This is a genomic window from Streptosporangium sp. 'caverna' (assembly GCF_003203775.1).
GTDB lineage: Bacteria > Actinomycetota > Actinomycetes > Streptosporangiales > Streptosporangiaceae > Streptosporangium > Streptosporangium subroseum.
Genome location: NZ_CP029711.1, coordinates 1,273,790 through 1,285,466 on the forward strand (window position 1 = coordinate 1,273,790; position 11,677 = coordinate 1,285,466).

The 11,677-nt window shown below is 69.7% G+C and carries 12 protein-coding genes; 7 read left to right on the top strand and 5 right to left on the bottom strand.

The window, feature by feature from the left end:
* The first annotated feature begins 5 nt into the window (after positions 1 to 5).
* From DKM19_RS05825 to DKM19_RS05840, 4 genes are read left to right on the top strand one after another with little or no spacing between them, the layout of a single operon-like run.
* Positions 6 to 908: a Zn-ribbon domain-containing OB-fold protein gene (locus DKM19_RS05825; RefSeq protein ID WP_110694815.1), complete on the top strand. Its 903-nt coding sequence runs from the start codon at positions 6 to 8 to the stop codon at positions 906 to 908.
* Positions 909 to 1,940, top strand: a complete 1,032-nt coding sequence (locus DKM19_RS05830; RefSeq protein WP_110694816.1) for a thiolase domain-containing protein — start codon at positions 909 to 911, stop codon at positions 1,938 to 1,940.
* Positions 1,930 to 3,084: a thiolase domain-containing protein gene (locus DKM19_RS05835; protein ID WP_110694817.1), complete on the top strand. Its 1,155-nt coding sequence runs from the start codon at positions 1,930 to 1,932 to the stop codon at positions 3,082 to 3,084. The genes DKM19_RS05830 and DKM19_RS05835 overlap by 11 nt, the downstream gene beginning before the upstream one ends.
* 21 nt (positions 3,085 to 3,105) lie before the next feature.
* Positions 3,106 to 4,692 (top strand): acyl-CoA synthetase, encoded by a 1,587-nt coding sequence (locus DKM19_RS05840; protein WP_110694818.1) that lies wholly within the window; start codon positions 3,106 to 3,108, stop codon positions 4,690 to 4,692.
* A 43-nt stretch (positions 4,693 to 4,735) separates the two neighbouring features.
* Here the strand turns inward: DKM19_RS05840 and DKM19_RS05845 are convergent, their stop codons facing one another.
* The 5 genes from DKM19_RS05845 to DKM19_RS05865 form a co-directional block, all read right to left on the bottom strand.
* Positions 4,736 to 5,518 (bottom strand): hypothetical protein, encoded by a 783-nt coding sequence (locus tag DKM19_RS05845; protein ID WP_110694819.1) that lies wholly within the window; start codon positions 5,516 to 5,518, stop codon positions 4,736 to 4,738.
* Positions 5,515 to 6,306, bottom strand: coding sequence for an ABC transporter permease (locus DKM19_RS05850; RefSeq protein ID WP_162641316.1), 792 nt, complete (start codon positions 6,304 to 6,306; stop codon positions 5,515 to 5,517). The genes DKM19_RS05845 and DKM19_RS05850 overlap by 4 nt, the downstream gene beginning before the upstream one ends.
* Before the next feature lie 5 nt (positions 6,307 to 6,311).
* Positions 6,312 to 7,025, bottom strand: a complete 714-nt coding sequence (locus DKM19_RS05855) for an ABC transporter ATP-binding protein (protein WP_110694821.1) — start codon at positions 7,023 to 7,025, stop codon at positions 6,312 to 6,314.
* A gap of 77 nt (positions 7,026 to 7,102) precedes the next feature.
* Positions 7,103 to 7,777: a response regulator transcription factor gene (locus DKM19_RS05860; RefSeq protein ID WP_110694822.1), complete on the bottom strand. Its 675-nt coding sequence runs from the start codon at positions 7,775 to 7,777 to the stop codon at positions 7,103 to 7,105.
* On the bottom strand, positions 7,774 to 8,892 hold the full coding sequence (locus DKM19_RS05865; protein ID WP_162641318.1) for a sensor histidine kinase: 1,119 nt from the start codon (positions 8,890 to 8,892) through the stop codon (positions 7,774 to 7,776). The genes DKM19_RS05860 and DKM19_RS05865 overlap by 4 nt, the downstream gene beginning before the upstream one ends.
* A 513-nt stretch (positions 8,893 to 9,405) precedes the next feature.
* Here DKM19_RS05865 and DKM19_RS05870 point away from each other — a divergent pair.
* From DKM19_RS05870 to DKM19_RS05880, 3 genes are all read left to right on the top strand, one after another.
* The gene (locus DKM19_RS05870) at positions 9,406 to 10,872 is read left to right on the top strand and encodes an aldehyde dehydrogenase (NADP(+)) (RefSeq protein ID WP_110694824.1); all 1,467 of its coding nucleotides are present in this window, start codon (positions 9,406 to 9,408) and stop codon (positions 10,870 to 10,872) included.
* Positions 10,873 to 10,946: 74 nt separating this feature from the next.
* On the top strand, positions 10,947 to 11,210 hold the full coding sequence (locus DKM19_RS05875) for a CopG family transcriptional regulator (RefSeq protein ID WP_110694825.1): 264 nt from the start codon (positions 10,947 to 10,949) through the stop codon (positions 11,208 to 11,210).
* A gap of 14 nt (positions 11,211 to 11,224) precedes the next feature.
* A complete protein-coding gene (locus tag DKM19_RS05880) occupies positions 11,225 to 11,602 on the top strand; it encodes a type II toxin-antitoxin system VapC family toxin (RefSeq protein ID WP_369988135.1) in 378 nt (125 codons plus the stop codon).
* The last annotated feature ends 75 nt before the right edge of the window (positions 11,603 to 11,677 follow it).

The following is an 11,677-nucleotide window of genomic DNA, read 5'->3' on the forward strand; positions in this document are numbered from 1 at the left end:
CGCGGATGACCGTGGAAGCGCGAAATCTGGAAGCGCAGTATGTGCTGGAGTTCCCCGGAGGGTACACGCGCACGACGGGGCCGGTGATCGGGCGTTTCCTCACCGAGTTGAGGGACGGGCGCATCGTCGGGGTCCGTACGGCCGAAGGCCGGACGCTGGTGCCGCCGCTGGAGTACGACCCGGCGACCGGTGACGCCGTCACCGAGGAATTCGTCGAGGTCGGCCCCGGCGGGACGGTCGAGAGCTGGTCGTGGGTGCACGCCCCCAGAAAGGCCCACCCGCTGGATCGGCCGTTCGCCTGGGCCCTGATCAGGCTGGACGGCGCCGACACCGCGCTCGTCCACGCGGTCGACGCGGGTGACGTCAAGAGCATGCGTCCCGGCCTGCGGGTCCGCCCCCGCTGGCGGGCCGAGCGCACCGGGCACATCACCGACATCGAGAGCTTCGTGCCCGACGTCACCAGGATCGTGTCCGTGGTCCGCAGCGAGTACGTCGTGAAGCCGGGACTGGCGCTCGCCCGCTTCCTGGAGGGCGTCGCCGAGGGCGTTTTCGTCGGCGGCCGGTGCGGCTCCTGTCACAAGGTCTACGTGCCCTACCGGACCACCTGCCCCGAGTGCGGCGTCGCGATCACCGAGGAGGTCGTCCTCCCGGACACCGGCACGATCACGACCTTCGCCATCAACAACCTGCCCGACCCACGGGCCCCCGAGGTGCCGTTCGTCTCAGCCTACATCCTGCTCGACGGCTCCGACCTCCCGATGATCGCCCTGGTCGGTGAGATCGCCGCCCACGAGGTACGGCAGGGCATGCGGGTGCGGGCCGTGTGGGTCCCCGAAGAGGAGCGGACGACGTCCATGTCGAACATCAAGTGGTTCGCCCCCACGGGCGAGCCGGACGCGGAGCTGTAGATGCGGGAGATAGCGGTCGTCGCGTTCGCGCAGACCCGGCACAGCGCCACCGACGACGGGCAGAGCGAGGCCGAGCTGATCGTCCCCGTCCTGGACGAGGTTAGGGCCAAGACGGGGCTGCGCAGGTTCGGCTTCACCTGCTCGGGATCGTGTGACTACCTGGCGGGTGCGCCATTCTCCTTCGTCTCGGTGCTCGACGCGATCGGCGCCTGGCCGCCGATCTCGGAGAGCCACGTCGAGATGGACGCGGCCTGGGCGCTGTACGAGGCCTGGGTCGCGCTCCAGCACGGCGACATCGACTCGGCGCTGGTCTACGGCTTCGGAAAGCCGTCACAGACGGATCTCCGGGAGATCATGACGCTCCAGCTCGACCCCTACTACCTGGCTCCCCTCGGGCTCGACCAGGTCTCCTTCGCCGCGCTCCAGGCCTCGGCCGCCGGGGCCGGTCGCGCCGAGCTGGACGAGATCGTACGGCGCAGCCGTGCCGACGGCAGGGCGAACCCCTATGCCCTCGACCTGCCCGACCCCGCAGGGAACGACTTCGAGGTCGAGCCGCTGAGGCCGTACGACATCGCTCCGAGCGCCGACGGCGCCGCCGCGGTGGTGCTGGCGGCCGGGGATCTCGCCAGGGAGCTGTGCGAGAACCCCGCCTGGATAACGGGTATCGCCCATCGCATAGAGCCCCACTATCTGGGCATGAGGGATCTTGCCCGGTCGGCCTCCGCCGCCGACGCCGCACGCGCGGCGGGGGTCGGCAAGGGTCATGTCGACGTGGCTGAACTGCACACGCAGTTCAGCCACGAGGAGCTCATCCTGCGCGAGGCGCTGGAGCTCGGCGAGGACACGGTCGTCAATCCGAGCGGCGGGCCCCTCGCGGCGAACCCGGTCATGGCCACCGGCCTCATCAGGATCGGCGAGGCGGCCCAGCGCATCCTGGACGGCGGCGCGAGCCGTACCGTCGGACACGCCTCCAGCGGCCCCTGCCTCCAGCACAACCTCGTCACCGTCATGGAGGCAGACCATGAGCAGTAATCGTTGCGCGATCATCGGTGTTGGTCAGACCCACTACATGACCAAACGGCGGGACGTCTCCATGGCCGGGATGGTCCGTGAGGCGGCGCTGCGGGCCCTGGAGGACGCGGGGCTGACCTGGAAGGACATCGACGCCGTTGTCATCGGCAAGGCGCCCGACCTGTTCGAGGGCGTGATGATGCCCGAGTCCTACCTGGCCGACGCGCTCGGCGCCTCGGGCAAGCCGATGATGCGCGTGCACACGGCCGGTTCGGTCGGCGGGTCCACCGCGCTGGTCGGCGCCTCGCTGATCCAGGGCGGCGTGCACGACCGGGTGCTCGTGGTGGCCTTCGAGAAGCAGTCGGAGTCCAACGCGACCTGGGCGCTCTCCACACACCTGCCGTTCAGCGCCTCGCTGGTCGTCGGCGCGGGCGGCTACTTCGCCCCGCACATCCGCGAGTACATCCGCCGCTCCGGCGCCCCCGAGCACATCGGCCACCTGGTGGCGGTCAAGGACCGCCAGAACGCCCTGAAGAACCCGTACGCCCACCTGAAGATCCAGGGGATCAACCAGAAGATGGTCGAGTCGACCCCGATGCTCTGGGAGCCGATCCGCTATCTGGACACCTGTCCCTCCTCGGACGGCGCGTGCGCGATGATCCTGTCCGCCGAGGACAAGATCACCGACAGCACCCCCGCCTGGGTCCTCGGTACGGCGATGCGCTCCGAGCCGATCTCCCGCGCGGACCGGGACACGGTGAGCCCGCAGGCCGGCAAGGACTGCGCGTCCGACGTGTACCGGCAGGCCGGGATCACCGACCCGCGCCGGGAGATCGACGTGGCCGAGGTGTACGTGCCCTTCTCCTGGTACGAGCCGATGTGGCTGGAGAACCTCGGGTTCGCCGCCGAGGGGGAGGGCTGGAAGCTCACCGAGTCCGGCGCCACCGCCCTGGACGGCGACATCCCGTGGAACGCCTCCGGCGGAGTGCTGTCGAGCAATCCGATCGGCGCGTCCGGGCTGATCAGGTTCGCCGAGGCGGCGCTCCAGGTCAGGGGGATGGCGGGGGAGCACCAGGTGGACGGGGCCCGACGAGCCCTCGGGCACGCGTACGGCGGCGGCGCCCAGTTCTTCGCGATGTGGATGGTCGGCAGCGACAAACCCTGATCTCCCCCCAGGAGGGGCTCTATGGAGTTCAACCACGCAGATCTGTTCGAGGGCCTGGCGGACGCGATCGGGGACCGCACCGCCGTCATCTGCGGCGACAGCCGCATGACCTACGCCGAGCTGGACGCGCACGCCAACCGGCTCGCGCACTATCTGACGGCCCGGGGCGTCCGGGCCGGACAGCACGTCGGCATCCACCTGTACAACGGCATCGAGTATGTCGCGGGCGTGCTGGCCACGCTCAAGATCCGAGCCGTGCCGGTCAACGTGAACTACCGCTACGTCGAGGCGGAGCTGCTCTACCTCTACCAGGACTCCGACATCGTGGCGTTGCTGTTCGACGTGGAGTTCGACGACCGGGTGGCGGCGGTGGCCCCGCGGGCCCCCGAGCTGAAGCACCTGATCGCGGTGGGCGGCCGGTCCGGGATCGAGGGGGCGGTGCCGTACGAGGAGGCACTGGCGGGGCAGCCCGAGACGCGCGGATTCCCCGAGCGGTCAGGCGATGACCTCTACATCATCTACACGGGCGGCACGACCGGCATGCCCAAGGGCGTGATGTGGCGGATGGAGGATCTGTTCTTCGCCTTCGGCGGCGGCAACGCCTACGGCGAGCCGCGCGCCACACCGGACGAGGTGATCGAGGCCGCCGTGGCCGCCGGGCCGATGACGATGATGGCGGCGGCCCCGCTGATGCACGGCGCGGCCCAGATGGCCACCTTCATCAGCTGGTGGATGGGCGGCACGATGACCTACGTCCGCAAGTTCGACGCGGCCGAGGTGCTGCGGACGATCGAGCGGGAGAAGGTCCTCACGATGAACATCACCGGGGACGCGATGGCCCGCCCGCTGGCCGATGAGATCGCCACCGGAGCGTACGACCTGTCCTCGCTGTTCGTGCTCAGCTCCACCGGCGCGATCCTGACCGGTTCCGTGCGTGCCCGCCTGGAGGAGCTGCTCCCCGACCGGATGATCATGGATAGCTTCGGCTCCACCGAGTCCGGCTACACCGCCTCGGCCGTTCCCGGCTCCTCTCCCGAGTCGGGCCTGCGGTACCAGCCCAACCCCGTCGCCAACCTGGCCGTGCTCAACGAGGCGCTGGAGCCGGTCAAACCCGGCACGGACGAGCTCGGCACGGTCGCCAGGAGCGGCCGGATCGCCTCCGGCTACTACAAGGACGAGAACAAGACCCGCAGCACCTTCGTGACCGACAAGGACGGCGTCCGCTGGCTGCTCACCGGCGACATCGCCAAGGTCGAGGAGGACGGCACGATCGCGATCTTCGGCCGGGGCTCGGCCTGCATCAACACGGGCGGGGAGAAGGTCTTCCCCGAGGAGGTCGAGGCGGTGCTCAAGGGCCACCCGGCGGTCTTCGACGCGGTGGTCACCGGGATTCCCGACGAACGATGGGGCAACCGGGTCGCCGCCGTGATCGAGCTCCGTCCCGGTATGAAGCCGTCGGCCGAGGAGCTCGGCGCCCACTGCCGGGAGAAGATCTCCGGCTACAAGGTTCCCCGGACGTTCGCCTTCGTCGACGAGATGGTCCGCTCCCCGGCCGGCAAGGCCGACTACCGCTGGGCCAGGGAGACCGCCCAGGCCGCGCAGGACTGAACGCCCCCCGCAGGAGCGGTCAGACCCGGGCAACCCAGCCGGGCTAGCTGTCCCTGCGAACGAAGAATCGCCGAGCGGCGGCGGCGAATACGGTCGCCCACGCGGTGAGTACGGCCAGCCCCGCTCCTCGGCCGATCGCCATCGAGGGGTCAAGCGGCAGGTCGAGGAAACTGAGGGCCGCTTCGTGCGGGAGGAATCTCACCACGGCGGGCAGACTGCCCTGAAGCGCCGGCGAGATGAGGACGGGGGTGATGAAGAGCACGGCGATCGGGGTGACGACGGACCTCGAGACGCCCGCGAACCCGTACCCGATCACGCTGAGCAGAAGGTAGACCACCAGCAGGGCCGCGAGGCCGGCTGCCGCGTCACCGGCCGTGGCATCCCCGTTCCCCCATGCCGGGGCGTGCTGGAGAACGTATCCCGGCAGGACGACGGGGATCGACGCGAGCAGGCTGATCGTGGTGCTCGCGGCGAGTTTGGCGGCGAACAGCCGGTCGCGGTCGGGGACGGCGGTGAGGCTGACACGTAGCTGGCCCTCGCGATACTCGCTGCCGGCGGCGAAGACGGCCACCGCGACGAAGACGTAGACGGGCGCGAGCATGAGGGTGCCGAGCTGGGCGATCGGGACCGCACCGTCTTGTCCCGCGACCCTTACGGCGTCGGTTCCGGCGATGACGCCGAGCAGGGTGTTGACCGCGAAGGCGATGGCCAGGGTGATCCATGTGGCGGGGAGGGTCGTGATTTTCATCCGTTCGGCGGACAGGATGTCGGCGAAGCGGATCGACCCGGCCGTGTCCGGGGGGTGCGCGACCTGTCCGGCGGTCACCGCGCGTCCTTCCTGCCGAGCGTGAGCCCGGCGATGACCGCGGTCGCCACGGTCCAGCCGGCGAGCGCGATGAGGCCGTGCGCGCGGCCCGCGGTGAGCCGGCTCACGTCGGCGTCCAGCAGCAGGTTTCTGGCGGCGCTGAGCGGGAGCAGCGCGTCCAGGTCCGGTAGCGTGCGGGCGACGATCTGGGTCATCGTGACGACGGTCAGCGCCACGGCGACGACGATACCCGTGAGGGTGCTGCGGGCGATCAGGGTGATGGCGAAGACCGTCAGCGAGAACAGGACCGCGAACGCGACGAACCTGCCGTGACCGAGAAACGCGGCGCCGGTCAGGAGGAGATCGGGATTCCAGTCCTTGACCGCGTCGTACATGAACGCGGTGCTGACGCCCGCGATCAGGATCGCGAGGAGGAGCACGTACGACGCGGTGGCGAGGAGCTTCGCGGCGAGCATCCGGCCCCTCCTCGGCACGGCGAGCACGGTCAGCCCCAGTTGCCCGGAGCGGAACTCCTGCCCCGCGATCATCGCCGCGAGTACGGGCAGGAACAGGCCGATCTGGAGCGAGGAGGAGACAAGGAGATCGAGGATCGCGCCGGTCGCCGGCTGAGGCTGATCGATGAAGATTTCGATGGTCCCGTCAGGCGTGATGTTCGCCACCGCGTCGGCGAAGAGCCGCGCGGTCTGTAGCATGACCACCACCTGAAGGGCGAGGATGACGCCGGTGGCGATCCACACGCTTCGCAAGGTGAAGATCTTGGTCAGTTCCGCCCGGGTTGCCGCCGCCATCGTGTTCACCACTCCGCTCCGGCCCGGTCGCCGGTGAGAGCGAAGAACGCCGCCTCCAGCGACGCGTGTCCGGCGGTCACCTCCGCGAGCGAGCCCTGGGTGACGATCCGGCCGTGGTTGATGATGACCACGTCGTCGGCGGTGTCGGCCATCTCCGTCATCAGGTGGCTCGACAGCAGGACGGTATGTCCGGAGGCCGCGTAGCGGCGCAGGAAGTTCCGGGTCCAGCGGATGCCTTCCGGGTCCAGTCCGTTCACGGGTTCGTCGAGGACGAGGATGTCCGGCTCCCCGAGCAGCGCCCCCGCGATCCCGAGTCTCTGTTTCATGCCGAGCGAATACTTCTTCACGCGTTGTCTCGCCGCGTCGGCCAGGCCGACGAGGTCGAGCACCTCTCGCACCCGCTCGCGGGAGATCCTGTTCGACTGCGCGACCCAGGACAGATGGTCGATCGCGCGGCGCTCGGGCACCGGGCCCGTGCCATCTAGCAGTGCCCCGACCGTGCGGAGCGGGTGCGTCAGGTCCCGGTACCGCCCTCCGTTGATCAGCGCGTGGCCGTCGGTCGCCGCGTCCAGCCCGAGAAGGACGCGCAGGGTGCTGGACTTCCCCGCTCCGTTCGGGCCGAGAAACCCGGTGACCCGGCCGGGTCGTGCGGTGAAGCTGACATCATCGACCGCTTTTTTGCTCCGGTAATGCTTGCTGAGGCTGGAGACCTCGATCACTGCGCACCTCGTTCTGGAGTGTTTCCCCCAGCCTCTGACGGCGAGGCGCCGGCCCGCGTCCCCCGAAAGTGGACACCTCAGCGCTGCTCGTGCAGCAGTCCGGCCTTGTGGGCGAGCACCGCCAGGTGGGTGCGGTCGTTCACGCCGAGCTTGGCGAACATTCGCTTGAGGTAGGTACGCACCGTCTCCGGGCTCAGGAACAGCTCGTCGGCGATCCGCTGGTTCGAATACCCGCGCGCGACCAGCCGGATCACCTGTATCTCCCGCTCGGAGAGCGTCTGATCGGCGAACGCGTGCCGGTGCTCCGGAGTCCGCGGCGCGAACTGCCGGACGAGTCTCGCGGTCACCTCGGGGGCGAGTACGGCATGGCCCGCGTAGACCGTTCTCACCGCATGGAGCACTTCCGGCGGGGCGGCGTTCTTCAACAGGAACCCCGCCGCGCCGAGCGCCAGCGCCTCGTGGACGTACTCGTCGAGATCGAAGGTCGTCAGCATGATCACCCGGGTCCTCGTGGCCTCGGCGAGGACCCGGCGGGCGATGTCCAGCCCGCTGCCGTCCGACATCTGCACATCCAGCAGAGCGACATCCGGTTCCAGCGCGAGAATCAGCCGGGAGGCCTCCGACCCACCGGCGGCCTCTCCAGCGACGCGGAACCCCTCGGTCCGGTCGAACAGCTTCCGGTACGCGCCACGGAACCGGTCGTCGTCGTCCGCCAGGAACACGCCGATGGGCGCCGGTCCGGCGGCGGTCATGTCGCACCTCCCGGCGGCAGCCGTGCTTCGATCTCGAATCCTCGCTCCGGTAGGTTCCGGCACGTCACGGTGCCGCCGACCAGCAGAGCCCGCTCGCGCATCCCCCGCAGCCCGAAGCCGTCCGCGTCGCCTTCGCGCGTTCCCGGGCCGTCGTCGCGTACACGGATGACGATGACCTCGCCGTCCGTGCGCAGCTCCACCGCGCACGCGGACCCGGGCGCATGGCGTACGACGTTGCTCAGCGCCTCCTGGACGATCCGGAACGCCGCGGCGCCGACCGTGTTGTCAACGTGATCGGGCGTCGCGACTCGCGCGTCGACGCTCACACCGGCCAGGCGGGCCGCGGCGATCAGCGAGGGCACCGCCGAGATGCCGGGCGACGACGCGGCCGCGTGCCCCGGGTCGGTGCGGAGGGAGCGGACAAGTGACTGGATGTCCTGCAGCGCGATCCTGGCGTGCCCTTCGATGTCCGCGAGCGTGTCACGTAGTTCCTGTTCGCCCGCGTCCGGAAGGCTCCGTACCACTCCGGCCTCGGCACTGATCACGCTGAGGGCGTGCCCGACCACGTCGTGGACATCGCGGGCGACATCGAGGTGCACACGAGTCGCCTGCTCGTCCGCCCGGGCGCGTTCCGCCTCCCTGACGGACGCGATCTGCCTGCCGACGATGACTCCCAGCAACCAGGCCACACTCAACGCCGCGGCGGCGAGTACCAGGCGCTGCCCCGCCCCGCCCAGGTCCTGACTCGGGACGGCCGTCACGGCCGTCAACGCGGCGACGACACCGGCGGGGACGAGAACCAGCATCCGGTTTCGCGACGCATGGGTCAGGGCCACCGGGTACAGGCACCACGCCGCGGCGAGCATCGGATCCTGGCACACGCCCAGCACGCCGGCCGCGACCGTCGCCACGGCGGCCGCCGTCGCCGAGGAGGCCGGCAGCCGCCACCGCGACAACATCGCCGCCGCCGCCAGGACGGCCAGCGCTGAACCGATGACGGAACGCCAGGTCTCGGCCGCGCCGGCGATCGGAGGTATCCAGAACATCCCGACGATCACGAGCGCCGCCGCCACGTCCACCGGGAGCCGCCGCGAGCGATTCCCGGTGCCTCGCACGGCTGGATCAGGGCCTCGTTGGTCCTGTGTCACCGCGCCCCTTCCTGCTGCCCGGTTGACGTCACCGCCGGTCGACGGGCAGGGAACGACACCGGGCCGAGCACCGCGACAGTCCGCATCCGCACCGCCAACCCACTTCGAACGCTCTTCACGGGCGAGCAGGCCGAACGTCTTCGCCGCCGCCCCATGACACAGCACGCACGATACCGGGGTTCACGGCGGCCCTGCGGAAGTCGTGCGAGGGGTTCCTGGCCGGGGTGCCGCTGAGCGATCGGCCAGGGGAACGGCCGGGGGCGTGAGCGTCGAGAGGGCGGTCGTCCGGATGCGGAGCCGCTGAGCTATCGTCGAGCACAGCTCGGCCCACCCACCGGTGGCATCAGACGGTCACCGGCCCGAGGACCACGGCTCGGCGGAGAAGGAGCGCGGCACCGCCACTTCTGAGGAAAGCGCTTACCGTAAGAGAGTGACCCCGTACGCGACGGCGTGGTGGGCTCCGTGACGAAAGGCTCTGCGTTGATCCATTCATATGATCCCCGGACCGGCGAATCTCTTGGCGAGCCCCTGGCCTCGACCTCGGACGAGGAGGTGGACGCGGTCGTCGAGGCGGCCCGCGCGGCGGGGCCGGCCTGGCGTTCCGGCGACCGGGCCGCGGTGCTCGACGCGATCGCGGGCGCACTGGAGGAGAACGTCGAGTGGCTGTGGCAGGCGGCCGACGCCGAGACCGCGCTGGGAGAGGTCCGTCTGCGTGGCGAGGTCGCGCGGGCCGCCGGGCAGTTCCGGCTCTTCGCCCAGGTGCTGCGCGACGGCGGGTACGTCGAGGCGGTGATCGACCACGCGACGGCCCAGCCGCCGGTCCCCGACCTGCGGCGGATGAACCACCCACTGCCCGGCGTGGCCGGGGTCTTCGCGGCGAGCAACTTCCCGTTCGCCTTCTCGGTCGCGGGCGGTGACACCGCCTCGGCCCTGGCCGCCGGATGCCCGGTGGTGGTCAAGGCGCACGACGGCCATCCGCGCACGTCGGAGCTGTCGGCGGAGATCATCCGAGGCGCCCTGCCCGATCCGGCGCTGCTCGGCCTGGTCCGGGGGCTGGAGGCGGGCAGGCGGCTGGCCCAGCATCCGGCCGTCGTGGCCGTCGGGTTCACCGGATCCATTCCCGGTGGCAAGGCCGTGCAGGCACTGATCGCCGAACGCCCCGATCCCATCCCGTTCTACGGCGAGCTGGGCAGCGTCAATCCCGTGGTCGTGCTGCCCTCTGCCTCCCGTGAGGGGCTCGCCCAGGGGTTCGCCGCCTCACTGACCCTCGGCGTCGGGCAGTTCTGCACCAACCCCGGGCTGCTGTTCGTCCCCGACGACGTCGAGCTTCTGACCTCCCTCGCGGAGGCGGTCGCGGCGACCACGGGCGGGCCGATGCTGACCGAGCGGATGCAGGGCGGGTTCCTGCGTGGGCTGGCCCGGCTCGACGGGCTCACCTCACTGGCCGAGGGACAGCCCGGAGAGGGCGCCTTCGCGGTGACACCCAAGGTGTTCGTCACCGACCTCGCGGCCTTCGCCGGAAACCTTCAGGTCCTTTCCGAGGAGTGCTTCGGCCCGGCCGCCGTCGTGGTGGTCTACGGTGACCCGGCGGAGCTGCCCGCCGTACTGGAGCGGCTGGACGGATCCCTGACCGCCACGATTCACGCGACGGACGCCGCGGAGGCGCGCGAGAGCGCAGAGGTGCTGCTCCGGAAGGCGGGGCGGCTGATCTGGAACGGCTGGCCGACGGGCGTCGCGGTCCGCTGGGCCATGCACCACGGTGGTCCCTGGCCCGCCAGCACGGCCGCCACCCACACCTCGGTCGGCGCCGCGGCCATCCGCAGGTGGCTGGTCCCCACCGCCTACCAGGACTGGCCGGCCGAGCTGCTCCCGGTCGAGCTGCGCGACGACAACCTGCTCGGCATCCCCCGCCGCGTCGACGGAGTCCTCGTCGAGGGCCGCCCCTGACACCCCAGTCATCTTTTTGAGGCCCCGTACGGAATGATCCCCCATTTCATGCTACCAATGCTACTATTGGTAGCATGAGTGGTGGGACGAAGAAGTTCAGCGTCACGATTCCTGAGGAGCTTGCAGAAACGGTGCAAGCTCGCATTGGTAAGGGCAGCTTCTCTGCATACGTCTCCGAGGCGCTGGCCCGGCAGGTCGAGCGCGATAACCTCCGTGAGCTCGTCGTAGCCGCCGAATCCCAGCATGGTCAGGTCGATCGCGCTGCGGTTGAGACCAAACGGGCTCTCCTGCGGGAAGAGTCTCCTACTCAGAGTGCCGATCGCACCTCGGCTGCATGATGCCAGGGTCGCTCGTGCTTGACTGCGAAGGTCTGTCCAGAGCGATACTCCAGACCCCCGAGCTGACCGAATGGCTGATCGCGGCAGAGGAAGAAGATATCCGGGTCGTCGTCAGCGCAGTCACTCTTGTCGAGGTCTCTCATCCCACACTAAATCGGGCCCGCTATGAATGGACGCTGTCCCGGATGAATGTCGAACCGGTCACCAGAGACATAGCCCGTGATGCGGCCAGACTGCTTGCCGAGGCCGGGCTGCACGGACACAAATACGCTGTCAATGCCATGGTGTGTGCTACAGCGCTCCGTCTTCCCTCGCCCGTAACGGTGTTGACATCCGACACTGACGACATCATTGCGATCAGCCAGCGCCGCCTGCGTGCCGTAAAGATCTGAGTGCTTCGGAACATCTTGCCTGAAGGCGAGCGCGTTTTCCGCTCTCCCGGCCCGGATCCGTTCTTGGCATCCGCC